Below are 25,443 nucleotides of genomic sequence, written 5' to 3'. Positions count from 1 at the left end.
GATTACTGCTCTGCCGAACCTTTATATCAGAGGCTTACGCTATTTTCAGACGTTGCCATAGAGCCGTTTTCTTTTTGTGTAACCGCTCTATCCTGCTGTTTTTGAGAAACTATGCGACCTACTGAGATCCCAGAGAGCCCAAATTTGAAAAAATACGCCTTGTAAATCAATGAGTCGAATGTCGACGCAGAATCGCAGCAAGAAGCCTAACATTTTGTTTTATCTTGCATATCAGCTTTCAAATTTGGAACTGCTGTCGGGCAGCGGCTCCAGCGGCGCGCGCGGCAGGCCCAGTCTGGCCAGTCCGCCCGCGTCGAGTCCGTAGGGTCGGCTGGAGAGGAGTATCCGGTTGCCGGCCTGCTCCCAGTGCGGCAGTGCGTCGGCGAGGCCCGCGAGCAGCAGGGCGCGCGGATAGACGCTCACGCCGTCGCGCACCTGCGAGATCGGCACCTCGTCCAGTCCGTCGAGGAGCAGGAAGGCACTGCCGGCGGCCAGATGCGCTTGGAGCAGAGCGCCGTCGAGTCCGTCGGGTCGCAAGCGGCCATCCACCCAGGTAGCCAAGGTCTGGGTGAGTTCGTCACGGCACCAGTGGCGGCGGCCCTGGCCGCAGTCCATCGCCTCCCAGAATTCACGCAACGGCACCAACAGGGGTAGGCGCGTGCGCAGGTTTGCGGGGGTGGGCTCGGCGAAGCCCTCCGGGGGCGGGACCGCCTGGGCGGCCGGGGTGCCGGGGATGCTTTGCAGGACCGCCCAGCGACAGAAGGTAGACTTGCCGGCCCCGGGCGGGGCCGGGCAGTAGAGGGAGCCCGCGTCGATGCGTTCCAGGAGCAGGGTCGGCGGTGGCTGCTCCTGGTCCTGGGGTTGACGCGCCTTTGCGGGCGGCGCCGCGGGTGTCGTCACCGCCGGGCAATAGACCTGACTCAGGGTCACGGCCTGGCCTTGTTGGGTATCCTGGCCGAGCAGATCGACGCCGCTATAGGTGCGGCGCAACCATGCCAGATAGGCCGGGGGGATCGAGGGCGGCCCGGTGATCGGGGTCGGCGTGGCCGTACCGCCCTGCTGTCCGAGCCAGTGCGTCAGCGCCCGCGCCACCTCCAGCTTGAGCTCGGCCAGGGTGGCGAAGGTCCGCCGCAGGCCGCGGGCATCGATCCAGGCCTTGAACGCCTGCTCACGAAACGGCTTGAGATCGACGCTGGTCGATGAGATGAAGACCGTCGGCATCGCTACCCCCATGCACTCCAGACACCCATGCCTGTCGGCCATGGGCCATTACCGCGGCCGTCTGACCAGAATCTGAGCAGAATTTTACACGGATAGCCGGTTGGGGCCGAGGTTGCGAAGCCCCCGACGCAGCCAGCCACCACGCACCGCCTTGGTGCGCGCACCCCGGCGACCAGTCCATTTCAGTGCGCTACCCAAGCCGGGCCCCAGTGGCGGCCCGGCGATTCATCGAACAGGCGTCGGAGCACCAACGTCAGGCCACGCTGGGGGGCTGGATGAGGACTGCATCCGGCATTTGGCCCGATACATGCTTTAGCTGACAGGACTGACCACCGCGCCCCTGATCGCAACCACCACCCGCCGCGCACCGCCGCGACTTGCTGAACGGTTGCCGGGCGCAGGCCGCGGGCCGGGCGTGCAGCGCCCCCCTCGACCTGCTACGCTTCGCGCCCGAGGATGTGGAAGTCGACAACACCACACGACCAGAGGCCGCCCCACGGCGTGCCGCACCACTTAATCAAGTCAGCATTGGAGATGATTCGATGGCAGATGTCCTGAAGATGATCAAAGAACACGAGGTCAAGTTCGTTGATCTCCGCTTTACGGATACCAGAGGCAAGGAGCAGCACGTCTCATTGCCCGCGTCGCTGATCGACGAGGACATGTTCAAGGATGGCAAGATGTTCGATGGTTCATCGATCGCCGGCTGGAAGGGCATCCAAGAATCGGACATGGTGCTGATGCCGGAAGCCGACACCGCCGTCATGGACCCCTTCGCCGACGAAAACACCCTGATTATTCGCTGCGACATCCTTGAGCCGCACACCATGCAGGGCTACGAGCGCGACCCGCGTTCGCTGGCCAAGCGCGCCGAGGCCTACCTGAAGTCCACAGGTATTGCGGATGCCGCTTATTTCGGCCCGGAACTCGAATTTTTCGTGTTCGACGACGTCCGTTGGGGCGCCAACATGGGCGGCTGTTTCTATAAGGTCGACTCCGACGAGGCCGAGTGGAATTCCGAGCGCGTCTTTGCCGACGGCAACATGGGGCATCGCCCGGGTGTGAAGGGCGGCTACTTTCCGGTGCCCCCGGTCGACTCATTGAACGACCTGCGGGCCGCCATGTGTCTGGCCCTCGAAGAGATGGGTGTGCCGGTCGAGGTTCATCACCACGAGGTCGCGACTGCCGGACAGTGTGAGATCGGCACCGGGTTCTCTTCGCTGGTACAGCGGGCGGACTGGAACCAGGTTCAGAAATACGCGGTGTGGAATGTCGCCCACGGCTGGGGCAAGACCGTGACCTTCATGCCCAAGCCGATGGTCGGCGACAACGGCACCGGCATGCATGTCCACCAATCGCTCAGCAAGGGCGGCGTGAACCTGTTCGCCGGCGACAAGTACGGCGGCCTGTCCGAAACGGCGCTGTATTACATCGGGGGCATCATCAAGCACGCCCGGGCGCTGAACGCCTTCACCAATGCCTCGACCAACTCCTATAAGCGGTTGGTCCCGGGCTTTGAGGCCCCAGTGATGCTCGCGTATTCGGCGCGCAATCGTTCGGCGTCGATCCGCATCCCGCATGTATCCAGCCCCAAGGCCCGCCGCATCGAGGTCCGCTTCCCGGACTGCACCGGCAACCCCTATCTGGCGTTCTCCGCCATGCTGCTGGCCGGACTCGACGGCATTCAAAACAAGATCCATCCCGGCGATGCGATGGACAAGGACCTCTACGACCTGCCCGCCGAGGAGGCCAAGGCCATCCCGACCGTGTGCCACTCGCTGGATATGGCGCTCGAGGCACTGAATAACGACCGGGAATTCCTGACGGCCGGTGGCGTCTTTACCGACGATCTGATCGATGCGTACATTGATCTGAAGATGCAGGAAGTCACGCGCCTGCGCATGACCACGCATCCGGTCGAGTTCGACCTCTACTACAGCCTGTAAGGCCGCAGTAACCCGACGCCTACCCGGCGCCCCGTTGCGGGGCGCCGGAAGGCGTCAAGTAGGAAAGCCGGCGATCCTATATCCATGCTGCGGGTCTTGACTGTCCTTTTTTTGACCATTGCGCCGTGCGCATCCGCGCAGATTTTTAAGTGGGTCGATGCCGAGGGCCGAACCCAGTTCTCCGATCGCCCCCAGACGAGCGTTGAGTCGACTGAATCGGCAGCAGAATCAGCAGCAGATACGGACGAGACCGCGGCGCCCGAAGAGGCGGACACCAAGCCGTTACTTGGCCCCTATTCCAAATTCTCCGTCTTGTCGCCAGGGTCAAATAAGATACTGCGCCAGTTGCAGGATAACCTGGACGTCAATCTACTTATAGCCCCCCCCATGATCACAGGGCAGCAGTTGGAGTTAGTCTTGGACGGGGTCCCTGTCCAAACGGAAAAGACGGCCGTGACGCAATTCACCCTGACCGGTGTCGCCTTCGGCAACCATGAGATCGCCGCCCAGATTCGCAATATCCTGGGGATGATCGTCGCGCGCACGCCCACCGTGAGCTTTCAACTGCGCAAGCCCCTCCCGCCTGGCGTGTTGCCATAACGCCTTCGCCACGACAGGACTCTCAGCAACGTGGCTAAATCTCTGCTCGAACAAACGGTGCTGGACCACTTGAATACGGCGGTCATGCTGTTCGGCGCCGACCTGTGCCTCAAATATCTGAACCCGGCGGCCGAGATGCTGTTCCAGTTCAGCGCCCGTCATGTCATCGGTCTGCACGCGGTCAACGTCCTTCCTTGCCCGGATACCAAGGTGGAGCAGCGGCTCACTGAGGCCTTGCGTTCTCGACACCCCTTTACCGATCGGGAGCTCAACGTCACGCGCCTGGATGGGCACACCATCACGGTGAATTGTACGGTGTTGCCGATGCACCATTTTGATGCGGAGGCCGAACTGCTGGTGGAATTACATCAGGTGGACCGGCAGCTACGCATCACCCGTGAGGAGCATCTGCTGTCTCAGCATCAGGCCACGCAGGCGCTGATTAAGGGACTCGCCCATGAGATCAAAAATCCGCTTGGCGGCCTGCGCGGCGCGGCCCAACTCCTGGAACGGGAACTCCCCGACCCGGGGCTGAGAGAATATACCCGCATCATTATCGAAGAGGCCGATCGGCTACAGGCCCTGATGAATCGGATGATCGGGCCAAACCGGATGCCAATCCGGTCACGACTCAACATTCATACCGTACTCGAACATGTACGCGGCCTGATTCTCGCCGAAAATCCATCGGGTCCAGCGGTCCAGCGCGACTACGACCCGAGCATCCCGGAGTTTACCGCCGACCAGGACCGTCTGATTCAGGCCTTATTGAACATCGCGCGCAACGCCGCGGCCGCGGCCGGCACGGCCGGTACCGTGGTGTTGCGCACGCGCGTGATGCGCCAGTTCACGATCGGCAATCGGCGCCATCGCCTGGTGCTCATCACTGAGGTGAGTGACGATGGACCCGGGATACCCGAGGACATCAAGGACCAGATCTTTTTCCCGATGATTTCCGGACACCCCGGAGGCACCGGGCTGGGACTGCCGATCGCCCAGGAGCTCATCAACCAACACGGGGGGCTGATTGAATGCGACAGTCGCCCCGGGGAAACCCGGTTTTACGTTTATTTGCCGCTGGAGACGGAACATGATTAGAGAACCCCGGGTGTGGGTGATCGACGACGACCGCTCGATCCGTTGGGTCCTGGAGCGCGCGCTGCGCAAGGCCGAGATGCACGTGACTTGCTTCTCCAATGGTGTCGGCGTCATGGAGGCCTTGGAGCGGGAACAGCCGGATGCGATTCTGTCCGATATCCGCATGCCCGGCATCAATGGCTTAGACCTGCTGCGACAGGTTACCGCCCGTTATTCGGGCCTGCCGGTCATCATCATGACCGCCCACTCCGACCTGGACAGCGCGGTCTCCGCCTTTCACGGCGGGGCCTTCGAGTATCTGCCGAAGCCCTTCGACATCGATGAGGCCGTCGCTCAGGTGGCCAGGGCCTGTCGTCGCGTACGCACCGATAGCGTCGAGGAACTCCCGGTGCTCGATCGACCGGAAATTCTCGGCGAAGCGCCGGCCATGCAGGATGTTTTTCGCGCCGTCGGCCGACTTGCGCGCTCCAATATCACTGTCTTGATCAACGGGGAATCCGGTACCGGTAAAGAGCTGGTCGCCCGTGCCCTGCACCGCCATAGCCCGCGCGCCGACCGCCCGTTCATCGCCCTGAATATGGCCGCGATTCCTCGTGACCTGTTGGAATCCGAGCTGTTCGGGCATGAGCGCGGCGCCTTCACCGGGGCCCAGGCACGACGCGAAGGGCGCTTCGAGCAAGCGGATAGGGGGACCCTCTTTCTCGATGAAATCGGCGATATGCCGGCCGAACTTCAGACGCGGCTGCTGCGGGTCCTATCCGATGGGGAGTTTTATCGCGTCGGCGGGACCGCGCCGATCCGGGTGGACGTGCGAATTATTGCGGCGACCCATCAGAACCTGGATGAATTGGCGCGTCAGGGACGATTTCGCGAGGACCTGTTCCACCGTCTGAACGTGATCCGCATCCAGCTCCCCGCCCTGCGCGATCGCCGCGAGGACATCCCGCTGTTGATGCGTCACTTCCTCGTCCAGGCGGCGAAGGAACTCGGCTGTGAGACTAAAGTGCTGTTACCGAGCGCGATCGAGCAACTCCAGCGCCTCGATTGGCCGGGTAATGTGCGCCAGCTCGAAAACACGGCGCGCTGGTTGACCGTGATGGCATCCAGCAAGGAGGTCCACGCCGAGGACCTGCCGCCGGAGCTCAACGCGGTCAGCACCCAGAGCGGTGTCGACGAACCCTGGGAGACGGTGTTCCGACGCTGGGCGCGCCAGAGCCTCAAGCGCGGCCAAGGCACCCTGCTTGACCAGGCCCTGCCCGCGTTCGAGACGATTCTGATCCAGGCGGCGCTCGAACACACCGGCGGGCGTCGTCAGGACGCGGCCCGGCTCTTGGGCTGGGGTCGCAACACCCTGACGCGCAAGATCAAAGAGCTTGCGCTCGAGCTGGCGCGTGACCCGCTGGAGGAATGACTAGATGCGCGATGAGCCGACGATCTGGTGGGCGAGGTCGACCACCCGGTTGGCCATCGCCTTGTATTCTTGGCGATAATTCACCAACATCCCCTCGCTCGCCGCCCAGTAGTCTTTGCCGCTGATGCCGTGCTGATGCTCGTGTTCGATAAACCGTCTTTGCAACCCCAGCATCTGCTGGATCAGGGCCTGTTTCTCTTGGTTCAACGCATCGATATCGCTCACGAAAGCCTCCGACAGGGGGATAATTGGAAGGGGACCGCTGCTTTAGTATTTGCGGAAGTCTTAATATACCACCTGACCCGCCGCCCGGGTCAACCCGATGCGCCCTAGCCCGACTATCTCACGCCAAGGCGCCAAGCGCGCCAAGGTTTTTCAGTGCGTTATCGGCGTTGCGCCACGCACCCGGAGGGCGATCTAGCGAATTTGCCTATCCTACTGTATTTATTTGCGAACTTGACGCCTTGGCGTGAGCGATTCCCGGACTTAGGTTGAAAAAATGTTTAATCTCATCCTGTTCCAGCCGGAAATCCCGCCAAATACCGGAAATATCATCCGTCTCTGTGCCAACGTCGGCGCGCGGCTGCATCTGATCGAGCCGTTGGGTTTCAGCCTGGAGGATCGGTTGTTGCGACGCGCGGGACTCGATTACCGTGAGTGGGTCGAGATGCTGGTACATCCTTCGTTGCCGCAGTGCCTGTCCGGTCTCCCGGGCGCCCGGGTCTACGCACTCAGCACCCGGGGTCGGGTCCGCTACGACACGCCGCTCTTTCAGCCGGGGGACTGCTTCCTGTTCGGGCCAGAGACCCGCGGCCTGCCCCGCGAACTGCTCGACGGGCTGCCCGCCGAGCGGCGCCTGCGGCTACCCATGAGGCCCGACAACCGCAGCCTGAACCTCTCCAACGCGGCCGCAGTGGTCCTGTTCGAGGCCTGGCGACAATTGGATTTCGCCGGCGCCGGCACGCCGGAGGGTTAACCCGAGAAAGAGCAGTTGTCACGCCAAGGCGCCAAGCTCGCCAAGCATTTTCAATGCGTTACCAGCCTCTGGCCATTCACCTGGCGGGTGATTTGAGGAGTCGATCTACGCTTTTGTCTTTCTTGGCGAGCTTGGCGCCTTGGCGTGAGCAATTCCCGGATTTAGTTTAGCAAAACTCGGCTTTGGGTTCGCGCTCGAGCAGGGCGGCGGTGGCATCGAGCGGCGACACCCCCGAATAAAGCACCTGATAGACCTGTTCGCTGATGGGCATCTCAACCCCGAGTCGGTGCGCGAGTGCGCGCACGGCCAGCGCAGTCACCACGCCTTCGACCTCCTGCCCGATGGCGGCCCGCGCCTGCTCGACATTGCTGCCCCGGGCTAAGGCCAGTCCGAGGCGCCGATTACGCGATTGGTCGTCGGTACAGGTCAAGACCAAGTCGCCGACCCCGGCCAGCCCCATGAAGGTCTCGCGCCGGCCGCCCAAGGCGGTGCCGAGTCGGATCAACTCGGTGAGCCCCCGTGTAATCAAGGCCGCGCGGGTGTTGGCCCCGAACCCCAGGCCATCGGCGATCCCGGTGGCAATGGCCAGGACGTTCTTCGCGGCACCGCAGACCTCCACCCCCACCAAGTCCGAACTGGTGTAGGCGCGGAAGCGCTCACCGTGCAGCAGACTCGCGATGAGGCCGGCAAAGTCGGGGTCGGCAGAGGCGACCGTCACCGCGGTGGGTAGCCCGACGGCGACCTCCCGGGCGAAACTGGGGCCTGAGACGATCGCCAGGCGCTCACCGGGCAACCCCCGCTGGGCCAGCGTGTGCAGGAGTGCGCCGCTCTGGGGCTCCAGTCCCTTGGTCGCCCAGGCGAGCCCGATGCCCCGCGGCAAGCACCGCGCCAGTGCGGTAATCACCTCGGCGAAGGCATGGCTCGGTACGACCGCCAGGCAATGCGTGGCGCCGTCCAGGGACGCTTCGAGCGAATCGAGTGGAACGATCCCGGGGGGAAACGCCACGCCCGGCAGAAAGCGCCGGTTTTCGCCGTGCGTGCGCAGCTCGGCGATCTGCTCGGGCTCATTCCCCCACAGGCGCACGCGATGGCCGTTACGGCAAAGCCGTATCGCCAGGGCCGTACCCCAGGAACCGGCGCCGAGGACCGCGATGGAGGCCGGGACGCAAGTCAATGCGGACGCGCCCCTTCGGCCTCGGCCAAGGCCTGTTGCTGGTGCTGGGCGAAGAGCGCGTCGAAGCTGACGTGCTGGAGGACCAGTTGCGGGAAACTGCCCTTGGTCACCAGGTCCGATACGACCTCTCGCGCATAGGGAAACAACAGGTTGGGGCAATAGGCGCCGAGCATGGGCCCGAGCTCCTGTTCGGAAAACCCGCCTAAGGTAAAGATGCCGGCCTGATGGACCTCGACGATGAAGGCCGTCTTGTCGGCGACCTTGGCGGTCACTGTGACCGACAACACGACCTCAAAGGTTTGCTCGTCGAGCCGGTTGACCTTGGTGTTGAGGTTGAGTTCGTTCTCGGGCTTCCAGTCGCCGCGGAAGACCTCGGGGGCATTCGGCGACTCAAAGGACAGGTCCTTGGTATAGATGCGCTGCACGGCGAACTGCCGCTCATCGGTGATCTGATCGTTCTCGGCCATGGGGGGTCCTGGTCTTTGCAGTGTGTAGGGATCGGCGGGGGCTGGGCTCAACGCTTCTTGCGCGACAGCGGAAGGTTCGCCGCCTGCCAGGCAAGTACCCCACCCTTGAGGTTGTAGACGTCCTCGAAGCCCTGCTTGCGCAGGTGCTGGCAGGCGGCCGCGGACTGGCCGCCCGATTTGCAGTTGACGATGATCGGTTTGCCCTTGTACTTCCCGATGACCGCCAATTGATTCTTAAGGCCGTTCATCGGTATGTTCACCGCGTTGACGATATGCCCCGCGGCAAAGTCGGCCGCCGAGCGGACATCGATCACCGTCGCCTCTTGATGGTTGATCATCGCGGTGGCGGCCAGGGGATCGACGTTGCCGCGCTCCCCGACCGTCAGGTTGTGGATCAGCAAACCAAGGATTACCGCGAGCGCGACGAAAAGGTACCAATTGTGGCCGACGAACGCGATCAGTTGACTTACCTGCATCGGGCTGGATTCTCTATAAGTGGTTGTTACGCGCCTCGCCTGCCTGTGCCACACCGGGAAGGGCGGCGGCCAGGCGGCGCTGCGCGACCGTTTTTTTGGCCGGCAGCGGCGCGGCGGACGGAGTATAAGGAGCGCGAGCGCCGACGTCACCCTGGGCCGCGCCGGATGGTTGCCTAGACGTGCTGGCAGAACACCTCACGCATCATGCCGATGAGGCGCAGTGTCCGCGCGTCGCTCACCCGGTAATAAACCCGGTTGGCGTCCTTACGCGAGGCCAGAATGCCCTTGTCGCGCAGGATCGCCAAGTGCTGGGAGATGTTGCTCTGCGAGGTGCCGACGTGATCGACGATGTCCTGGACGCTGACCTCCTCGTCGCCGAGGGTACACAGAATCTTCAGCCGCAGCGGATGGGACATCGCCTTGAGCGAACGCGACGCGCGATCGATGTCCTCATCGTCCACGAACAGGCTCATCTCGCCAGGTCCGGACGCGGGGTCGTTCAGCACCGGTTGGGACATCCGATGCAGAGTGACGGCACTCGCACGTGGGTGGAATAAATTTTTCACAATGCAATAATAAGCTTTTTTTCCGGTCCTGCGAAGTGGCAGGGCGACCAGCGATTATACTCCCGATTGGTCTTAACGCTGCGATCAACCGTATCCATGACCTGTGGCGCCCGTCCATCCAGACCCCAGCCCGCGCCCGCGCGGCGCGCCCTGCCCTGCGCACGCTGTTTGGCGGGGGCACTCGCCCTCGTGCTCACCTTTGCCGCCGGGGCCGGAGACGACCCGATCGATGCGCGGGAGCGCGCGCTGGTGGACCTTCAGCAGCAGGTCGAGACCGTCGGGGCGGCGCTGACCGATCAAAATGCCGAGCGAGCGGCCCTGCTCGTGGAACTTGAAGGGCGCGAGCGCGACGTGGCGGCACTGGCCATCGCCGGTCGCGAGCTCGACGACCGGGTGCGCGAGCAAACGCGGGTGACCGAGGAACTTCATGGGCGTGAGGGCCAAGTGCAGGCCGCCCTGGCCGAGGAGCTCAAGCATCTGTCCGAACTGCTGCGCACCGCCTACGCCATGGGCCGGGCGGATGGTTTGCGCCTGTTGCTCAACCAGCAGGACCCGGTACGGGCGAGTCGGGTCATGTCCTACTTTGCCTATTTCAACCGGGGGCGTGTGCGCGGCCTGCAGGCGGTAGAGGCCAGCGCCAGGCGGTTGACCCGATTGGTCCAAGAGGCCGAGCTGGAGGCCCAGCGCCTGCAGGAACTGGCCATAGAACAGGCGAACGCCCGTGCGCGACTGGAGGCCGCCAAGCAAGAGCGCGCGCAGGTACTCAAGGGCCTGGAGCAGACCATCGCCAGCCGCGAACAGACGTTGGCGGGACTCAACCGCGAGGCGGAGAGTCTCAAGCTCTTGGTGACCCAGTTGCGGCAGCGCGCGCAGATCCACGCCGAACTAGAGATTGAGCACGATCCGTTTTCACGACGCCAGGGCCGGCTGGCCTGGCCGCTCCTGGAGGGCCGGCGGCAGGTCGATTTCGGCGCCAAAAAGGTCGACTCCGACCTCGCCTGGGACGGGGTCCTGCTGGCCGCCCACGAGGGGGAGGAGGTCCGCGCGGTTTATCACGGACGGGTGGTCTACGCGGACTGGCTGCTGGGCTTCGGGATGTTGCTGGTGATCGACCACGGCGACGGCTACCTGAGCTTCTACGGCCACAACGAGGCGCTTTTGAAGGAGGTGGGGGAATGGGTCTCGGCCAATGAGGTCATCGCCTTGAGCGGCAACAGTGGCGGCCGGGACGAACCCGTGCTCTACTTTGCCATTCGGCACAACGGGGAGCCCATCGACCCGGCCCTGTGGTGCGGGTAGCCCAGATTTCTCACGAGTCTCACGCCAAGGCGCCAAGCTCGCCAAGAAAACAATGGACGAGTGGAAAGCCGTCACTTGACCCTCAGCAGCGACGAGATCGGCGACGCGCCTGATACGACAAGCAAAATCATTATCTTGGCGAGCTTGGCGCCGTGGCCTGAGAGATTCGGGCTAACCCGGACCTTCCATCCCCCTGCGGCCCTGGCAGACACCGCTGCCGATCGGTCAAACTGTTGATCGGTGTTGAAATGTGCGATCCTTACGCCACCTTGAACGGCGACGGCGACGGCGAGGGCAGCGCCGATGCGCGCCATCCCTGCGAGTCAGACCGCGCGGCACACGGCTCGAACTCATCCATCGCCGACGCCCTGCGACGGTTAAAATGATCGGCCATCCCGGCCCCCGCGCCCCCCATTTAATCGGTAGCCAAACCCGCAAGACTATGCCTAAACCCATTTCCCACAGGCTTTTGATCTGGATCGGTCGGGTCGGCGTGGCCGCGACCCTCGTCGGCACGGCCCTGGCCGAGCCGGCGCCGCCACCCACCCCGGCCGCCGACGCCAGCCCGGCCGCGGCCTTACCCCTGGAGGAGCTACGTACCTTCGCCGAGGTCTATGGGCGCATCAAGGACGACTATGTCGAGGGGGTCGCGGACAAGACCCTGTTGGAAGGCGCCATCCGCGGCATGCTCGCCGCGCTCGACCCCCACTCCGCCTACCTCGACAAGACCGAGTACCAGGAGATCCAGGTGGGTACCACCGGGGAGTTCGGCGGTCTCGGCCTCGAGGTCGGCATGGAGGACGGGTTCGTGAAGGTCATCTCGCCGATCGACGACACCCCGGCGCAGCGCGCCGGGCTCCAGGCCGGCGACCTGATCGTGCGCATCGATGACAAGCCGGTGAAGGGGTTAGGATTAAACGAGGCAGTCAACCTGATGCGCGGCAAGCCCGGCACCACGATCAACCTCACCATCATGCGCGGCACCGCGGGGCGCCCCTTGGAGGTCAAGGTGGAACGCGACATCATCCATGTCGCGAGCGTCAAGAGCCGCACCCTGGAGCCCGGCTTGGGCTATGTGCGCCTCACCCATTTCCAGGCCCGTACCACCGAGGATATGCTCACCGCGATCACGACACTCAAGAAGGAAAATAAGGGCGACCTCAAAGGCTTGGTCCTGGACTTGCGGAACAATCCCGGCGGTGTGCTGAATGCGGCCGTGGGCGTGAGCGACGCCTTCATCACCGATGGACTGATCGTCTACACCCAGGGGCGACAGGCGGAGGCCAAACTCCAGTTCAAGGCCGGCCCGGACGACGTGCTCAATGGCGCCCCGCTGGTAGTCTTGGTCAACGGCGGTAGCGCCTCGGCCTCGGAGATCGTGGCGGGGGCGCTGCAAGACCAAAAGCGGGCACTGATCATGGGCACCCAGACCTTTGGTAAGGGGTCGGTACAAACCATCGTACCGATCGACGACACGACCGCACTGAAGCTCACCACCGCGCGCTATTTCACACCCTCCGGGCGCTCCATCCAGGCCCAGGGCATCATCCCGGACATCGTGCTGGAGCGCGGTGACTTCACCCCGGCCAAAGAGCAGGAGGCGGACCCGGTGAAAGAGGCGGACCTGGTCCGCCATCTCGACTCCCCCAAGCCGGCCGGTGACGGCCTGACCGGCGAGCCGAAAAAGACCCTGACGGCCGAAGACTTCCAACTCGCCGAGGCACTCAATGTGCTCAAGGGATTAACCATCCTGAGCCATCGTCAGGGTGGCTAACGGCCATGGCGCCCGCGCCACCCCGGGCGGGGGGCCGGTCATCATCACAGGAGACTTACCATGCCTAGCGCTCTGATTTTGCTCGCCCAAGGATGTGAAGAACTGGAGGCGGTCACGGTCATCGACCTGTTGCGACGCGCGGCCATCAAGGTGGTGAGTGCGGGTCTGCACGCCGGTCCGGTCACCGCCAGCCGCGGCACCGTGCTGGTGCCCGACAGCACCCTGGAGGCCGAGCTGGAACAGACCTTCGACTTGGTGGTGTTGCCCGGCGGTCTACCGGGCGCCCGCCATTTGGAGGAGGATCGGCGCGTCTCGACACTGCTGCGGCGCCACGCGGCGGCCGGACACCTCATCGCGGCCATCTGCGCGGCCCCCAAGGTCCTGGCCGCCGCGGGTCTGCTCGATGGCCGCCGCGCCACGGCCTATCCCGGCTCCGTGTCCGCCGCTGACTACCCCGGGCTGACCCTGGTCGACGAGCCGGTGGTGGTCGACGGACGGATCGTGACCTCCCGCGGCCCCGGCACCGCCATGGACTTCGCCCTGTGTCTGATCGCGCTGTCGATGGGCGAGGCGTGCCGCCAGGACGTGGAGTCGGGGCTCGTGCGCGGCCGCTGAGGCCACGCGCCTATCCCGCCATGGCACCCCAGATTCCAAGCCTCCAAGGACTGGCCGCCCTCCCGGGCGTTTTCCTCCTGAGCGCACTACTGGCGCGCTGGCTGGCGCGCCGCCGCACCGGGACCACCGCCCTGCTCGACCACCCCAACGCGCGCTCCCTGCATCGGGTTGCGGTCCCGCGCAGCGGCGGCTTGGCGGTGTGCGGCGCCCTGGCGGTCGCGCTGGCCGGGTATTGGCTCAGTGATGGCGGGAACTGGGCGCCGGACGCGGCCCCGCTCTGGTGGGTCGCCGCCGCCGCACTCCCGGTCGCACTGGTGTCGTTGTTCGATGACTTCGGCCATGTGTCACGCCGGCTGCGGCTCGCGGTACACCTGAGCGCGGCCCTGATCCTGCTGGCCGGCGGACTCGCCTGGGACACCTTGGGCCTGCCGGGCATGCACTGGCCCCTACCCTTCGCGCTGGGTGCCACGCTGTCGGTCCTCTATGTGGTTTGGATGATCAATCTATACAATTTTATGGACGGGATGGACGGATTTGCCGGCGGGATGGCCGTCTGCGGTTTCGCTGCCCTGGCGCTCCTGGGCTGGCACGGGGGCGATCCGGTCTTTGCACTGGCGGCCGCCTGCATCGCCGCGGCCGCGGCCGGCTTTCTGGTCAGTAACTTCCCCCCGGCGCGGATCTTCCTGGGGGATCTGGGCTCATCCACCATCGGCCTGCTGGCCGCAGGGTTTTCGTTGTGGGGGGCGAACCGGCGCCTGTTTCCACTCTGGGTCGCCGCCCTCGCCTTCTCGCCCTTCATCGTCGATGCGACTTGGACCCTGGCGCGCCGGATCGGACGTGGCGAGCGTATCTGGGAGGCCCATCGCAGCCACCACTACCAACGCCTGGTGCTCGCCGGCTGGGGCCACCGCAAGACCGTGCTGCGGGCCTATGCCCTAATGGCCGCCGCCGCCGCCTGTGCCGTGGCTGCACCTGGGCTTGCCGCATGGGAACAATGGCTACTCCTGCTGGCCTGGGCCATCGTCTACGGCCTGGTCCATGTCGGCGTGGGCCTGGCCGAACGTCAGGGGTCCACCGCGTCGTGATGAGTCAGCTGTTCGATCGTCTGCGCTCACGCACCGCCGCCCTCGCACACGACCTACTGATGGTGCCGGTCGCCTGGTTCGCCGCCTATTGGTTGCGCTTCAACCTGGGGGCCATCCCGCCCGAGTTTCTCCAGGGTGCGCTGGCCACCCTGCCGTGGGTGATCCTGGTCCAGGGGTGCGTCTACTGGCTGCTCGGCCTCTACCGCGGGGTGTGGCGTTTTGCCTCGCTCCCCGACCTGGTACGAATCACCAACGCGGCCTTGGCCGGCACCTCCCTGGTAGTGGTGACTCTGTTCGTGTTCAATCGCTCCCCGCTGATCCCACGCTCGGTGCCGGTGTTGTTCTTCGGGTTGCAACTCGTCCTGCTCGCCGGGCCCCGGCTCTTCTATCGCTGGCTCAAGGACCACCGTCTTAACCTGCGCTCCGGGCAGCGGGTACTCATCGTGGGGGCCGATCGCGCCGGGGAGATGCTCGCCCGCGACATGCTGCGCGATCCCCAGCAGGCCTATTTCCCGGCCGGCTTTGTCGACGACAAGCTGCGGCGCCAGGGCAGCGAGGTCCATGGCGTACCGATCCTGGGGGCGACCGCCGACCTGCCGCGGCTGGTCGCCGAGCGGGGGATCGATTTGGTCCTGCTCGCGGTCCCGCCCACCGGGGCGCGCGAGATGCAGCGCCTGGTGGGCCTGTGTGAGAAGGCCGGCAAGCCCTTCCGGACCATGCCCCAACTCGGCAATCTGATGACCGGCCAGGTCAGCATCAGTCAACTGCGGCCGGTTTCGATTGAGGACCTGCTCGGACGCGACCCGATCACCCTGGATTGGGAGGGACTGCGCTCCGGTCTCGCCGGCCGGCAGGTCCTGGTCACCGGGGCCGGTGGTTCGATCGGCTCGGAACTGGTGCGACAGATCGCCGCCGCCAACCCTAAGCATCTTATTTTGGTTGATAACGGTGAGTACAACCTGTACCGGATCGAGCTCGAACTGCGGGAGAATTACCCCGCCCTCAGTTTCTCCCGATATCTGCTCGACGTGGGCGATGACGCGGCAATCGCCGCATTGTTCACGGCCGAGCGACCGCAGGTCGTGTTCCATGCTGCGGCCTACAAGCATGTCCCCATGCTCGAGGACCAATTGCGGGCGGCGGTGCGCAACAATATCATCGGCACCTCAGTGGTCGCGCAGGCGGCCTGCACCTGGGGTTGCGAGCGCTTCGTGCTGATCTCCACCGATAAGGCAGTGAATCCGGCCAACGTCATGGGTGCTACCAAGCGCGCGGCCGAGGCCATCTGTTACGCCATGAATGGCGAGCGCCGCGCGGCCGGTTCAGGCACCCGTTTCATTACCGTGCGCTTCGGCAACGTGCTGGGCTCCGCGGGCAGTGTTGTCCCCCTGTTCAAACGCCAGATTGAGCGCGGCGGCCCGGTCACCGTGACCCATCCGGAGATAGAACGCTTCTTCATGACCATCCCCGAGGCCTGCCAATTGATCATGCAGGCGGCGGTGATTGGCGACGGCGGTGAGGTCTTCGTGCTCGACATGGGCGAGCCGGTAAAGGTCTGCTACCTGGCGGAGCAAATGATCCGGCTCTCCGGCCGGGAGCCCGGACGGGAGATTCAGATCCAATATGTCGGCCTGCGCCCCGGGGAGAAGCTCTATGAAGAACTGTTCTATGCCGCCGAGGACCTGATCCCCACCAGCCACCCCAAGATCCGGGTCGCCCAGGGGGTCCACGCCGCCTTCGCCGACCCGGTCGGGGACGGCGGTGACTGGGTGGCCGAACTACGGCGGGCCTGCGAGGACCAATCGCCCGGGGAACTTCGCGCACTGCTGCGGCGCTTGATCCCGGATTGGCGTGACGGGGCGCAGGCGAACCCGGAACCGGCGCGCGCCGACGCGCCCCAGTCGCCGGAGCGCTGAGGGATGCAGGACGAGACCCTGCTGGAACCGCTGCCGGTCATCGCTGGCACCCGCGACGATCTCGACGCCTTGTTGGCGCCCACTGGGGTAGCGAACGACCGCGCCCCGGTGGCGGACGCCGACCCCTTGGCGGCCACAGCGCTGGGGGCTGAGCCGAGCCCGGATCAAGCCGCCGCGCCGAGCGCCGAGGCCAGCGAGCCCCCGGCCGAGCGCCCCCCCGAGGCCCGGATCGTGGCGACCCTGTATGGACGGGGCAAGCTCACCCCCGGCGACCTGGCGCGCGCCCGGCGCCTGGCCGACGATGGCGGGGAGCCCTTGCTGCGCATGCTGCTGCGGCTCGGCCTGGTCGCGGAACGGGACCTGGCCCAGGCCATGAGCGAGGTGCTCGGCCTGCCCCTGGCGGACCCGTCACAGTTCCCCACCGAACCCGTGGCCGAAGGCGTCTTCAGTCTGCGCTTCCTGAAGGACGCCCGGGTGCTACCCGTCGCTGAAGACGACGCGCGCCTGCGCGTCGCCCTGGCCGATGCCGCCGACCCCTTCATCCTCGCCGCGGTCGCCATGGCGGCGGGCAAGCCGGTAGAGGCCGTCATTGGCCTGCCCTCCGAGATCGAACTCGCCCTGGCGCGGCTCTATGACGAGAAACAGCCGGCGCCCGATCCGGACGCCGAGCCCGACTTCAGCGACTTCGACGAGGAGGACATCGAGCACCTGAAGGACCTGGCCAGCGAGGCCCCGGTGATCCGCATGGTCAACCACATGATCCAGAAGGCGGTGGAGGCGCGCGCCTCGGACATCCACATCGAACCCTTTGCCGATGAGCTGAAGGTCCGGTATCGGATTGACGGCATTCTCAAGGAGGTCGATGCCCCCCCGGTGCGCTCCACCGCGGCGGTGATCTCCCGCGTCAAGATCATGGCCAAGCTCAATATCGCCGAGCGCCGCCTGCCCCAGGACGGGCGCATCCCGGTCCGCATCCAGGGCCGGGAGCTCGATCTGCGCGTCTCCACCGTCCCCACCATGTTCGGGGAGAGCGTAGTCATGCGCCTGCTGGACAAGGAGAGCGTGCGCTTCGACTTCAATGCGCTGGGTTTCGACGGCTCGCCCCGCGAACGCCTCTTGCAGATCCTGGAGCAGCCCTACGGCATCCTGCTGGTCACCGGCCCGACCGGCTCCGGTAAGAGCACCACCCTTTACACGGCACTCTCCCGGCTCAACACGCAGGAGCGCAAGATCATCACGGTCGAGGACCCGGTGGAGTATCAACTCCCGGGGATCAACCAGATCCAGGTCAAGTCCGCCATCGGCATGACCTTCGCCGGGGCGCTGCGGGCCATCGTCCGCCAGGACCCCGACATCATCATGGTGGGTGAGATGCGCGACCTGGAGACCGCCCGCATCGCGGTGCAATCCGCCCTCACCGGCCATGTGGTGCTGTCCACCCTGCACACCAACGATGCGGCCAGCGGCGTGACCCGCCTGCTGGACATGGGGGTGGAGGACTATCTGCTGACCTCTACTATCAACGGCATCCTGGGCCAGCGCCTGGTACGCGCCCTCTGCCCCCATTGCCGGGAGCCCTATGATGCGCTGCCCGAACTCGCCGCCCGCTTCACCCGCTTCCAGCCGGCGGGGCCGCTCACCTTGTATCGGCCCGTCGGCTGCGACCAATGCAGCGTCACCGGTTACCGCGGCCGCTTGGTCATCTCCGAGGTCCTGCTGATGACCGACCCCATCCGCAAATTGGTCCTGAGCCACGCCACTGCCAATGCGATCCAACGCTTGGCCATGGAGGAAGGCATGGCCACCATGTACGAGGACGGGCTGCGCAAGGCCATGAGCGGACGCACCACGGTGGAAGAGGTCCTGCGCGTGGCTGAGGACGACTAGCCGGGGTTAATTTCGTGATACCGGTCAACGGTGTCACGCCTGTGTCAGGCGCTCTGCGCCGCGCGTACCGCTGGACCGATGAGGATCAACCGTGCCCAAATATTTCTACAAAGCGGTCAAGCTCGACGGCGAGTCGGTCGAGGGCGAGCTGGAGGCGGCGGACGAGACAAGCCTGGTCACCCAACTCCAGTCCCAGGGCCTGCTGCTGCTGGAAACCCGCTCCGCCGGCGGCCTGCGGGCACGCCTGGGGCGCACCCGGCGGCGGCGTCTCAACAACAAGGAGATCGGCATCCTTACCCGGGAGCTGGCCACCCTGATCGAGGCCGGCATGACGCTGGACCGCTCGCTTCAGGTCTTGATCGAACTGACCCCGGAGGGGCATCTGGTGCGGGTACTCTCCGACCTGCAGGAGCGGGTGCGCGGCGGCGCGACCTTCTCCACCGCACTGGAGGCCCAGGAGGGCCAATTCCCCCGCCTCTATATCAACATGGTCAAGGCCGGCGAGGCCGGCGGCGCGCTCGATCAGGTCCTGGACCGCCTGGCCGACTACCTGGAGCGAACCGCGGAGCTCCGCCAAACCGTCACCTCCGCCCTGATCTACCCCGCGATCCTGCTGTTCGTCGCCGGACTGTCAGTGATCCTGATGCTGGTCTTCGTGGTGCCCCAGTTCACATCCCTGTTCAATGACATGGGCGCCAAGCTACCGATGTCGACACGGATTGTGGTCGGCGCCGGGGACCTGTTCCGTAACTACTGGTGGGCCATGCTGTGCGTCATCGCACTGATTGCAGTGGTCTTAGAGCGCTGGCTCCAGGATGCGACGGTGCGCGCCCGCGTGGATCGCCGGGTATTGGACCTACCGCTCTTCGGCGACCTGATCTGGAAGATGGAGACCGCCCGCCTCGCCCACACCCTCTCGACCCTGCTCAAGAACGGCCTGCCGCTGTTGAGCGCACTGACGCTGGCCAAGGAGGTCGTCAGCAACCGCAAGATCGCTGGGCTGTTGGACGAGGCGGGGGATGAACTCAAGCACGGCCGCGGCCTCGCCGGCCCCCTGGTCCGACTCAAGGCCCTGCCCGACCTGGCACTCCAGATGATCCGTGTGGGCGAGGAATCCGGCGCCCTGGACACCATGCTCGCCAAGGTCGCCACTATCTATGACCGCGAGACCCGCAACAGCGTCCAGTCCATGCTGACCCTCCTGGAGCCCATCCTCATCATCGGCCTGGGCGTGGTGGTCGCCGGAATCATCATCTCCATCCTGATGGCGATCCTAGGGGCAAATGAATTGGTGGGGTGAGGGCAACCGGAGGTCGAGGCTTTACCGTGAAAGTCGCCGTAAGCCGATGTCTGTGAAGTAGATTTCACGCGAAAACCACGAGCGGGCGCAGGAGCGCCCCGTTAGCCTGAAAGACTTTCATGGTCAGGGGTGGCAGGCCCCCCTTCCATGGCCGTTAGCCGGTGGCGGCTCCCGACATATCCAAGAGAAATCAGCGGCGCCGGCACGCCGGACCGGCCAAATTTAAGTTTCGCCCGGTGCTGCGCACTCCTGCCCCAGCCAATCCGACTGACTGGCCGCGAGCAAGGCCGACCAGCCATCGGGCGGATACCCACGCTCCAACATCTTCTGGAATACTGTATAGGGATCTGACTTGCTGCCTGCCGACCGCAGCGTATGTTCGTCGTTGACCCAGGCAAAAACGATCACCTTGGCTTTGGAGTCATAGCGAAAAAACAGCCGGAACCTGCGTCCGATCTTAGCCCTGCGCCAGTGACGATAGGCGGTTCCCATCGTATTTCCCTGCCGATAATCCTCCCGCGCCGGATCGGTCGGCACCGTCTCAAAGATCAGTTGACCCAGTGCGCGCCATAGCTTGACGTTGGCATTGGTCGCAAACCCGGCCGGATCGAATATCTGCGCGCGATCTGCGGCCGTTTTCAGCCTTTTCAGCTGCTCGACCAGGTAGGTATGAAACAGCAGCGTCCAACCGTGTCGTTGCATCACAGGACCACGTCACCAACGATCTCTTGGTCCATGTCAACGCCATGGCGAAGATTGGCCAGCATGGCCTGGGCCAGATCGTCCGGCAGCGTCGTGAGCTGTTTTCCACCCTTGATATCCTGCTCAAGCAGAGACAAAAAGGCTTCGATGGCAGGGTCTTGGTGCTCCGCCGGTTCCGCCCGGGTGACCACGATTTCAGAACCCCGCAGGTCGAAAGCGACACGTCCGCCGACCGCAATGCCCAATGCCTGGCGGATCGGCTTCGGCAGGGTAATCTGGCCTTTTGAGGTGACAGTGGCGACTTCATGGATGTGGTGCATCGCGGCACTCCGTTGAACCTTTCCCGGCACTGTAAGGACGATTCCTTACCGCGTCAAGAAGACGATGCGGCCGCGATCATAGTTCCAGCCACTGATCCTAAATCCGGGAAATTGCTCACGCCAAGGCGCCAAGACGCCAAGAAGAGACAAAGCGATGTGCGCCGCATCGGCATCACCCTGCGGGTGAGTCGCCGAACGCCGATAACGTTTTGAAAAACCTTGGCAAGCTTGGCGCCTTGGCGTGACAACTGCTCTTTCTGGGATCAGGGTCAGACTGCGCGGGGGCGCCGGGTGGCGGCCGGGGGCAGGCGCAGGCTCACCGCGAGCCCGCCCAGAACGGCGCGACCGAAGGCCAGGTCGCTGCCGTAGGCGTCGCAGATGTCCTGGGCGATGGCGAGCCCCAGACCGAAACCCTGTTTGCGCTCGTCCAAACGCAGACCCCGCTGCCCCAAGTCCTTGAGATCCTCCTCCGGGACCCCGGGGCCGTCGTCTTCGATCTGCACCAAGACGCGCTCCCCAACTGTGACCCTGACACTGACCCGCTCGGCGGCCCAGTTGGAGGCGTTCTCCAGACAATTGCCCAGGAGCTCGGCCAGGTCATCCGGGAGTATCGGCACCGGCAGCGGGGCCGGACAGTCCAGCTCCCAGCTGAGGCGCTCCCCGTTGGGGGTGCGCTCCAACGCGCGAACCACCATTCCCAGGGTCACCGCCAGGTCCGCACGCGCCGGCGTCGCCCCCCAACCCGCACCGACCGCCGAGCCGGCGCGGGTCACCTCCCCACGCGAGCGCACCCGCGCCCGGATCAACTCCCGGTCGACCCGGCGACGCATGGCCTGCGCCAGGGAGTCGATGTCTTCGGCCACCTCACACTGTCCCAGGCCGCGCAGGCGCTCGGCGTCCGCGGCCAGGACCACCAATGGGGTCTTGAGCCCGTGGGCCAGGTCGGCGGTCCAGGCGCGCGCCCGTTCGATCGCCCGCTCCTGGGCCTCCAGCAGGATATTCACCTCCTCGGTCAGGGGCAGCACCTCATCCGGGTAGATCGCGGGCAGGCGCCGCATGTCCCCGTCGCGGATCGCCCGCACCCCCAGGCGCACCTCATCCAGGGGGGCCAGCCCGATGCGCACCTGGACCCAGGCAGCCAACACCAAGAAGGCCCCCAGCAAGGCCAGATAGGGGAGCATGTCGACCCCGAAGTGCCGACGGGCGGCAATGATCTCGCGTCGATCCAGGCCGACCGCGACCCGCAGCCGGCGGTCCTCGGCGCCGACCCGGTAGATGATGCGCCGCTCCAAGACCAGGAGCGACTGCGCCCCCGGCCCCGCCAGCACCAACTTGCGCAAGGCACCCGCCGGGAACTCGTCCTCGGGCAGTTTCAGCACCGCGTCCCACAGCGAGCGTGAGCGCAGCACCGTGGATCGCACCCGGTCCTCGATCTGCCAGTACAAGCCGCTCAAAGGGGCCTGGAACCGCGGGTCGGCCAAGGGCCGGTCGAAGCGGATGCGCCCCTCTGGAGTGGTGTCCAGGTGGCTCAGTATCTGGTCCAGGGTCGCGTCGAGTTCGGCCTCGACCCGCCGCTCCACATGATGCTCGAAGAGTGCCGTGAGCCCGACCCAAGCCGCCAGCAGGGCCAGGCCGGTCGACAGTGCCGCGGCCAGCAGCAGGCGGAAGCGCAGCGACCGGCGGGTCATGCCGGGTCGTCGATCAGATACCCGAAGCCGCGGCGGGTCTCGATCAGGTCGGACCCGAGCTTGCGGCGTAGCCGCCCGATCAGGACCTCCACGCCATTGGTGTCGCGCTCGATCCCGTCACTGTAAATCTGATCGGCGAGATCGCCCTGGGACACCACTGTCCCCTTGTGGTGCAGCAGCACGCTCAACAACCGGTATTCCTGGGGCGAGAGGTGGATCTGGACCCCGTCCAGGGTCACCCGTACCTGGCGGGTGTCCAAGGCCAGGGCGCCGGCGCGCAGGACTGGCGAGGACTGGCCGCCGGCGCGCCGCAGCAGCGCCCGCAGGCGGGCCAGGACCTCCTCCACCCGGAATGGTTTGGGCAGATAGTCATCGGCGCCGGCATCGATCCCCTCCACCCGCTCGCTCCAGTCGCCGCGGGCGGTGAGGATCAGCACCGGCAGGTCACGCCCGGCCGCGCGCCAGCGCTTCAGGACCGCCAGCCCGTCCATGCCCTTGAGCCCCAGGTCCAGGACCACCGCCGCATACGACTCGGTATCGCCGCGGAACCAGGCATCCTTGCCGTCACCCGTGTGGTCCACCAGATAGCCGGCGCCTTCGAGCGCGCGAACCAGGGTGTCCAGGGTCCGGGGATCGTCTTCAACCACCAGGATACGCATCAGTCTTTGCCCCCCCCCACCGCCTTGTCCAAGACCACACCGCGCCGCGCGTCCATATGCACCTTGATGAGCCGGCCCTTGGCGTCGAGGATCTTCAATTCGTAGACCAAGACCCCGTTTTCCGTTTCCAGTTCAGCGTCGACGACCCGGCCCGGAAACCGCGCGGTAGCGCGTTTGAATATCTCTTCCAGAATCAGGACCTGGCCGCTCTCCCTGGCGCGCCGGGCGCGGTCGTAACTCTGGTCGCCATCCTCCCAACCGAACTCCCCGGGGCTATGATCCCCGTGGGCAAGGCCGGGTGCAACCCCCAAGGCGAACGCCAGCGCCAGCGCCAGCGCCAGGGTCGGGAGCGCTGGGACCGCGAAAATGGTTGGCGTCTGCATAACCGCGTATTCTAGGCCAAGGTATCCTGACAATCCGCTGACAACCCCGGTCAGGCAGCGTTCATGGGTTACGCATCATGATTCTGCGTCAACCGCTCGACCGGCCCGCCGTTGCGTCCTAACCGGGAAGCGGCGCCACCCCGGGCCGGCGCCGACATCCACCGCCATACGAGAGCCACTGCACCCATGAGTCATGCCAACGCCGGTATCGCCGACCCCGGGACAAATCCGCCCGCCGAGCGGGTACGCGTCTGGGACCCCTTCGTGCGTCTGTTTCACTGGGGCCTCGCCAGCGCGGTGCTGATCGCCTTTCTGACCGAAGACGAGCTACTCGAACTGCACACCTGGGCCGGCTATACCGCGCTCGCACTCATCGCCGTACGGCTGGTCTGGGGACTGATCGGGACCCGCCATGCCCGGTGGTCGCAGTTCGTCCGCGGACCCCGGGCCACGCTGGCCTATATGGGTGAGATCGTCCGCGGCCACCCAGCCCGCTATCTGGGCCACAATCCGGCCGGCGCGGCCATGGCCGTGGCCCTGATTGCCGGCTTTGCACTCACCTCCATCACCGGCGTGATGGTGTTGGGCGCCAGCGAGTTCGCCGGACCCTTCGCGTCCGCCATGGCGGGGCTCTCCGCGGGGAGCGCCCATGACCTCAAAGATGCCCACGAATTCATCGCGTGGGCGACCCTGGCCCTAGTACCATTGCACCTGCTGGGGGTGGCGCTCGCCAGCCGGCAACACCACGAGAATCTGGTGCGTGGCATGATCGATGGTTATAAAATCAAAGAGGTATGAATAGCACTATGAAGCACACTAACACCAAGAACCGCCTGATGGCGGCGGCGCTGTCCATCGGTATCGCCAGCTTCGCGGGCGCCACCGCCGCGGCCAACGGCGACGACCTGCTCGCGACCTACAAGGGCCAGGGCGGCGGGACCTTCACCGCGGCCGCCGGGCAGAGTTTCTGGACCGCCAAGCACCAGACCGAGGGTGAGTCGCGCAGTTGCACCACCTGCCACGGCACGGACCTGACGAAATCCGGTAAGCACGCCAAGACCGGCAAGGCCATCGACCCCATGGCGGTCTCGGCCAATTCCAAGGTGCTCACGGACCCGGCCAAGGTCGAGAAGTGGTTTGGCCGCAACTGCAAGTGGACTCTGGGACGTGAATGCACCGCTCAGGAAAAGGGTGACGTCGTCAAGTACCTGCAGTCGCTTTAACGACACCGAGTATCTAGATGAAAAAATTACACATCGCTGCCCTGAGTGTAGCCCTGGTCGCCTTCGGGGCGAGCACAGTGGCCTGGAGCGACGACGATGACGACGACGGCGGACGCAAAGGCAAGAGCGAGCATTCCGAGCGTGGGGGCCGCGCGGGCCTGGGCCCGGTAACCAACGAGCGCTACCTCACCGAGTGCGGCGGTTGCCACTTCGCCTATCTGCCCGGACTCTTGCCGGCCGCCTCCTGGGGCCAGGTCATGGACACCCTGGACAAGCACTACGGCGACGACGCCACCCTGGAGCCGGCAGTCAAAGACGAATTGCTTGCCTACCTTGAGGCCAACGCGGCCGATCGTGGCGCCAAGGGCAAGACCCGCTTCACGGCCCCGCCCGCGGGCAAGGAGCCGCCGCGCATCACCCAGACCGCGTATTTCACGCGCAAGCACGACGAGGTCCCGGTCAGCCAGGTCAAGGACAACCCCAAGGTGGGCAGTTTCAGCAACTGCCAGGCCTGCCACCCCGGGGCGGATAAGGGTAACTTCAACGAGGACGCAGTGGTCATCCCCGGGTTCGGGGCCTACAAGGACTGACGCCGCCTGACGCGGGGGGGAGACCTGGGGCACCGGCAGTGGGACAGGTCCGGGTGAAACGGCTACC

Annotated in this window: 27 protein-coding genes; 15 read left to right on the top strand and 12 right to left on the bottom strand. The window is 65.2% G+C overall.

All coding sequences use genetic code 11. The features are described from left to right. Nucleotides 1-231 precede the first annotated feature (231 nt). Complete coding sequence (locus QZX93_RS03065; protein ID WP_295383736.1) at nucleotides 232-1,263, bottom strand: hypothetical protein; 1,032 nt, start codon at nucleotides 1,261-1,263, stop codon at nucleotides 232-234. A 500-nt stretch (nucleotides 1,264-1,763) separates the two neighbouring features. Between QZX93_RS03065 and glnA the strand changes: the two genes are divergently transcribed. From glnA to ntrC, 4 genes are all read left to right on the top strand, one after another. Then, nucleotides 1,764-3,167 (top strand): glutamate--ammonia ligase, encoded by a 1,404-nt coding sequence (gene glnA, locus QZX93_RS03060; RefSeq protein ID WP_295383842.1) that lies wholly within the window; start codon nucleotides 1,764-1,766, stop codon nucleotides 3,165-3,167. Between the two features lie 84 nt (nucleotides 3,168-3,251). Continuing rightward, complete coding sequence (locus tag QZX93_RS03055) at nucleotides 3,252-3,767, top strand: DUF4124 domain-containing protein (protein ID WP_295383737.1); 516 nt, start codon at nucleotides 3,252-3,254, stop codon at nucleotides 3,765-3,767. 30 nt (nucleotides 3,768-3,797) lie between these two features. Continuing rightward, a complete protein-coding gene (gene glnL / locus QZX93_RS03050; RefSeq protein WP_295383740.1) occupies nucleotides 3,798-4,865 on the top strand; it encodes a nitrogen regulation protein NR(II) in 1,068 nt (355 codons plus the stop codon). Then, nucleotides 4,858-6,276 (top strand): nitrogen regulation protein NR(I), encoded by a 1,419-nt coding sequence (gene ntrC, locus QZX93_RS03045; RefSeq protein WP_295383742.1) that lies wholly within the window; start codon nucleotides 4,858-4,860, stop codon nucleotides 6,274-6,276. Before glnL ends, ntrC begins: the two co-directional genes overlap by 8 nt. Here ntrC and QZX93_RS03040 read toward each other — a convergent pair whose 3' ends face one another. Beyond that, nucleotides 6,277-6,501 (bottom strand): hypothetical protein, encoded by a 225-nt coding sequence (locus QZX93_RS03040; RefSeq protein ID WP_295383744.1) that lies wholly within the window; start codon nucleotides 6,499-6,501, stop codon nucleotides 6,277-6,279. It lies immediately after the preceding gene. A gap of 274 nt (nucleotides 6,502-6,775) precedes the next feature. Between QZX93_RS03040 and QZX93_RS03035 the strand changes: the two genes are divergently transcribed. After that, complete coding sequence (locus QZX93_RS03035; RefSeq protein WP_295383746.1) at nucleotides 6,776-7,252, top strand: tRNA (cytidine(34)-2'-O)-methyltransferase; 477 nt, start codon at nucleotides 6,776-6,778, stop codon at nucleotides 7,250-7,252. A 166-nt stretch (nucleotides 7,253-7,418) separates the two neighbouring features. Here QZX93_RS03035 and QZX93_RS03030 read toward each other — a convergent pair whose 3' ends face one another. From QZX93_RS03030 to QZX93_RS03015, 4 genes are all read right to left on the bottom strand, one after another. Next, nucleotides 7,419-8,426 carry an NAD(P)H-dependent glycerol-3-phosphate dehydrogenase gene (locus QZX93_RS03030; protein WP_295383748.1) on the bottom strand — a complete coding sequence of 336 codons (1,008 nt, stop codon included), beginning with the start codon at nucleotides 8,424-8,426 and terminating at the stop codon, nucleotides 7,419-7,421. Then, entirely contained in the window at nucleotides 8,423-8,893 is a 471-nt protein-coding gene (gene secB / locus QZX93_RS03025) for a protein-export chaperone SecB (RefSeq protein ID WP_295383749.1), read from the bottom strand. The genes QZX93_RS03030 and secB overlap by 4 nt, the downstream gene beginning before the upstream one ends. A 47-nt stretch (nucleotides 8,894-8,940) precedes the next feature. Further along, nucleotides 8,941-9,369, bottom strand: a complete 429-nt coding sequence (locus QZX93_RS03020; protein ID WP_295383843.1) for a rhodanese-like domain-containing protein — start codon at nucleotides 9,367-9,369, stop codon at nucleotides 8,941-8,943. A 173-nt stretch (nucleotides 9,370-9,542) separates the two neighbouring features. Beyond that, entirely contained in the window at nucleotides 9,543-9,842 is a 300-nt protein-coding gene (locus QZX93_RS03015) for a metalloregulator ArsR/SmtB family transcription factor (RefSeq protein ID WP_295383751.1), read from the bottom strand. A gap of 189 nt (nucleotides 9,843-10,031) precedes the next feature. On the opposite strand from QZX93_RS03015, the gene QZX93_RS03010 reads away from it, so the two are divergent. Further along, nucleotides 10,032-11,234 (top strand): peptidoglycan DD-metalloendopeptidase family protein, encoded by a 1,203-nt coding sequence (locus tag QZX93_RS03010; RefSeq protein ID WP_295383753.1) that lies wholly within the window; start codon nucleotides 10,032-10,034, stop codon nucleotides 11,232-11,234. 71 nt (nucleotides 11,235-11,305) lie between these two features. Here the strand turns inward: QZX93_RS03010 and QZX93_RS03005 are convergent, their stop codons facing one another. Then, the gene (locus QZX93_RS03005) at nucleotides 11,306-11,548 is read right to left on the bottom strand and encodes a hypothetical protein (RefSeq protein WP_295383755.1); all 243 of its coding nucleotides are present in this window, start codon (nucleotides 11,546-11,548) and stop codon (nucleotides 11,306-11,308) included. A 128-nt stretch (nucleotides 11,549-11,676) separates the two neighbouring features. On the opposite strand from QZX93_RS03005, the gene QZX93_RS03000 reads away from it, so the two are divergent. The 6 genes from QZX93_RS03000 to QZX93_RS02975 all read left to right on the top strand — a co-directional run bounded on the left by QZX93_RS03000 (nucleotide 11,677) and on the right by QZX93_RS02975 (nucleotide 19,811). Continuing rightward, nucleotides 11,677-13,008 carry a S41 family peptidase gene (locus QZX93_RS03000; RefSeq protein WP_295383757.1) on the top strand — a complete coding sequence of 444 codons (1,332 nt, stop codon included), beginning with the start codon at nucleotides 11,677-11,679 and terminating at the stop codon, nucleotides 13,006-13,008. A gap of 60 nt (nucleotides 13,009-13,068) precedes the next feature. Next, nucleotides 13,069-13,623: a DJ-1 family glyoxalase III gene (locus tag QZX93_RS02995; RefSeq protein ID WP_295383758.1), complete on the top strand. Its 555-nt coding sequence runs from the start codon at nucleotides 13,069-13,071 to the stop codon at nucleotides 13,621-13,623. 20 nt (nucleotides 13,624-13,643) lie between these two features. Beyond that, nucleotides 13,644-14,708 (top strand): glycosyltransferase family 4 protein, encoded by a 1,065-nt coding sequence (locus tag QZX93_RS02990; protein ID WP_295383760.1) that lies wholly within the window; start codon nucleotides 13,644-13,646, stop codon nucleotides 14,706-14,708. Then, the gene (locus QZX93_RS02985) at nucleotides 14,708-16,624 is read left to right on the top strand and encodes a nucleoside-diphosphate sugar epimerase/dehydratase (protein ID WP_295383844.1); all 1,917 of its coding nucleotides are present in this window, start codon (nucleotides 14,708-14,710) and stop codon (nucleotides 16,622-16,624) included. The genes QZX93_RS02990 and QZX93_RS02985 overlap by 1 nt, the downstream gene beginning before the upstream one ends. A gap of 3 nt (nucleotides 16,625-16,627) precedes the next feature. Continuing rightward, nucleotides 16,628-18,511, top strand: coding sequence for a type II secretion system ATPase GspE (gspE, locus tag QZX93_RS02980; protein ID WP_295383761.1), 1,884 nt, complete (start codon nucleotides 16,628-16,630; stop codon nucleotides 18,509-18,511). Between the two features lie 91 nt (nucleotides 18,512-18,602). Then, the gene (locus QZX93_RS02975; RefSeq protein WP_295383763.1) at nucleotides 18,603-19,811 is read left to right on the top strand and encodes a type II secretion system F family protein; all 1,209 of its coding nucleotides are present in this window, start codon (nucleotides 18,603-18,605) and stop codon (nucleotides 19,809-19,811) included. Between the two features lie 222 nt (nucleotides 19,812-20,033). On the opposite strand, the gene QZX93_RS02970 is transcribed toward QZX93_RS02975, so the two are convergent. The 5 genes from QZX93_RS02970 to QZX93_RS02950 all read right to left on the bottom strand — a co-directional run bounded on the left by QZX93_RS02970 (nucleotide 20,034) and on the right by QZX93_RS02950 (nucleotide 23,563). After that, the gene (locus QZX93_RS02970) at nucleotides 20,034-20,513 is read right to left on the bottom strand and encodes a type II toxin-antitoxin system YhaV family toxin (RefSeq protein WP_295383764.1); all 480 of its coding nucleotides are present in this window, start codon (nucleotides 20,511-20,513) and stop codon (nucleotides 20,034-20,036) included. After that, entirely contained in the window at nucleotides 20,513-20,833 is a 321-nt protein-coding gene (locus QZX93_RS02965) for a type II toxin-antitoxin system PrlF family antitoxin (protein ID WP_295383766.1), read from the bottom strand. Before QZX93_RS02965 ends, QZX93_RS02970 begins: the two co-directional genes overlap by 1 nt. 269 nt (nucleotides 20,834-21,102) lie before the next feature. Next, the gene (locus QZX93_RS02960) at nucleotides 21,103-22,521 is read right to left on the bottom strand and encodes a HAMP domain-containing sensor histidine kinase (RefSeq protein ID WP_295383768.1); all 1,419 of its coding nucleotides are present in this window, start codon (nucleotides 22,519-22,521) and stop codon (nucleotides 21,103-21,105) included. Beyond that, on the bottom strand, nucleotides 22,518-23,180 hold the full coding sequence (locus tag QZX93_RS02955) for a response regulator transcription factor (protein ID WP_295383770.1): 663 nt from the start codon (nucleotides 23,178-23,180) through the stop codon (nucleotides 22,518-22,520). The genes QZX93_RS02960 and QZX93_RS02955 overlap by 4 nt, the downstream gene beginning before the upstream one ends. Continuing rightward, nucleotides 23,180-23,563 (bottom strand): PepSY domain-containing protein, encoded by a 384-nt coding sequence (locus QZX93_RS02950; protein WP_295383771.1) that lies wholly within the window; start codon nucleotides 23,561-23,563, stop codon nucleotides 23,180-23,182. The genes QZX93_RS02955 and QZX93_RS02950 overlap by 1 nt, the downstream gene beginning before the upstream one ends. Before the next feature lie 186 nt (nucleotides 23,564-23,749). On the opposite strand from QZX93_RS02950, the gene QZX93_RS02945 reads away from it, so the two are divergent. From QZX93_RS02945 to QZX93_RS02935, 3 genes are read left to right on the top strand one after another with little or no spacing between them, the layout of a single operon-like run. Next, nucleotides 23,750-24,361, top strand: coding sequence for a cytochrome b/b6 domain-containing protein (locus QZX93_RS02945; protein WP_295383773.1), 612 nt, complete (start codon nucleotides 23,750-23,752; stop codon nucleotides 24,359-24,361). Nucleotides 24,362-24,369: 8 nt separating this feature from the next. Further along, nucleotides 24,370-24,786: a DUF1924 domain-containing protein gene (locus tag QZX93_RS02940; protein WP_295383775.1), complete on the top strand. Its 417-nt coding sequence runs from the start codon at nucleotides 24,370-24,372 to the stop codon at nucleotides 24,784-24,786. 17 nt (nucleotides 24,787-24,803) lie between these two features. After that, nucleotides 24,804-25,376, top strand: a complete 573-nt coding sequence (locus QZX93_RS02935; protein ID WP_295383777.1) for a diheme cytochrome c — start codon at nucleotides 24,804-24,806, stop codon at nucleotides 25,374-25,376. Nucleotides 25,377-25,443: the final 67 nt, after the last annotated feature.

It is taken from the genome of uncultured Thiodictyon sp. (assembly GCF_903946935.1).
In the GTDB taxonomy this organism is placed as follows: Bacteria; Pseudomonadota; Gammaproteobacteria; order Chromatiales; family Chromatiaceae; genus Thiodictyon.
This window is presented reverse-complemented; position numbering and strand designations above follow the sequence as displayed.

What these genes read in the sequence shown, in the direction of transcription:
- QZX93_RS03065 (WP_295383736.1), bottom strand. Translation starts at nt 1,263, where the DNA reads ATGGCCGACAGGCATGGGTGTCTGGAGTGCATGGGGGTAGCGATGCCG.
- glnA (WP_295383842.1), top strand. Translation starts at nt 1,764, where the DNA reads ATGGCAGATGTCCTGAAGATGATCAAAGAACACGAGGTCAAGTTCGTT.
- QZX93_RS03055 (WP_295383737.1), top strand. Translation starts at nt 3,252, where the DNA reads ATGCTGCGGGTCTTGACTGTCCTTTTTTTGACCATTGCGCCGTGCGCA.
- ntrC (WP_295383742.1), top strand. Translation starts at nt 4,858, where the DNA reads ATGATTAGAGAACCCCGGGTGTGGGTGATCGACGACGACCGCTCGATC.
- QZX93_RS03035 (WP_295383746.1), top strand. Translation starts at nt 6,776, where the DNA reads ATGTTTAATCTCATCCTGTTCCAGCCGGAAATCCCGCCAAATACCGGA.
- secB (WP_295383749.1), bottom strand. Translation starts at nt 8,893, where the DNA reads ATGGCCGAGAACGATCAGATCACCGATGAGCGGCAGTTCGCCGTGCAG.
- QZX93_RS03020 (WP_295383843.1), bottom strand. Translation starts at nt 9,369, where the DNA reads ATGCAGGTAAGTCAACTGATCGCGTTCGTCGGCCACAATTGGTACCTT.
- QZX93_RS03015 (WP_295383751.1), bottom strand. Translation starts at nt 9,842, where the DNA reads ATGAGCCTGTTCGTGGACGATGAGGACATCGATCGCGCGTCGCGTTCG.
- QZX93_RS03010 (WP_295383753.1), top strand. Translation starts at nt 10,032, where the DNA reads ATGACCTGTGGCGCCCGTCCATCCAGACCCCAGCCCGCGCCCGCGCGG.
- QZX93_RS03005 (WP_295383755.1), bottom strand. Translation starts at nt 11,548, where the DNA reads ATGGCGCGCATCGGCGCTGCCCTCGCCGTCGCCGTCGCCGTTCAAGGT.
- QZX93_RS03000 (WP_295383757.1), top strand. Translation starts at nt 11,677, where the DNA reads ATGCCTAAACCCATTTCCCACAGGCTTTTGATCTGGATCGGTCGGGTC.
- QZX93_RS02995 (WP_295383758.1), top strand. Translation starts at nt 13,069, where the DNA reads ATGCCTAGCGCTCTGATTTTGCTCGCCCAAGGATGTGAAGAACTGGAG.
- QZX93_RS02990 (WP_295383760.1), top strand. Translation starts at nt 13,644, where the DNA reads ATGGCACCCCAGATTCCAAGCCTCCAAGGACTGGCCGCCCTCCCGGGC.
- QZX93_RS02985 (WP_295383844.1), top strand. Translation starts at nt 14,708, where the DNA reads ATGAGTCAGCTGTTCGATCGTCTGCGCTCACGCACCGCCGCCCTCGCA.
- gspE (WP_295383761.1), top strand. Translation starts at nt 16,628, where the DNA reads ATGCAGGACGAGACCCTGCTGGAACCGCTGCCGGTCATCGCTGGCACC.
- QZX93_RS02970 (WP_295383764.1), bottom strand. Translation starts at nt 20,513, where the DNA reads ATGCAACGACACGGTTGGACGCTGCTGTTTCATACCTACCTGGTCGAG.
- QZX93_RS02965 (WP_295383766.1), bottom strand. Translation starts at nt 20,833, where the DNA reads ATGCACCACATCCATGAAGTCGCCACTGTCACCTCAAAAGGCCAGATT.
- QZX93_RS02960 (WP_295383768.1), bottom strand. Translation starts at nt 22,521, where the DNA reads ATGACCCGCCGGTCGCTGCGCTTCCGCCTGCTGCTGGCCGCGGCACTG.
- QZX93_RS02955 (WP_295383770.1), bottom strand. Translation starts at nt 23,180, where the DNA reads ATGCGTATCCTGGTGGTTGAAGACGATCCCCGGACCCTGGACACCCTG.
- QZX93_RS02950 (WP_295383771.1), bottom strand. Translation starts at nt 23,563, where the DNA reads ATGCAGACGCCAACCATTTTCGCGGTCCCAGCGCTCCCGACCCTGGCG.
- QZX93_RS02945 (WP_295383773.1), top strand. Translation starts at nt 23,750, where the DNA reads ATGAGTCATGCCAACGCCGGTATCGCCGACCCCGGGACAAATCCGCCC.
- QZX93_RS02940 (WP_295383775.1), top strand. Translation starts at nt 24,370, where the DNA reads ATGAAGCACACTAACACCAAGAACCGCCTGATGGCGGCGGCGCTGTCC.
- QZX93_RS02935 (WP_295383777.1), top strand. Translation starts at nt 24,804, where the DNA reads ATGAAAAAATTACACATCGCTGCCCTGAGTGTAGCCCTGGTCGCCTTC.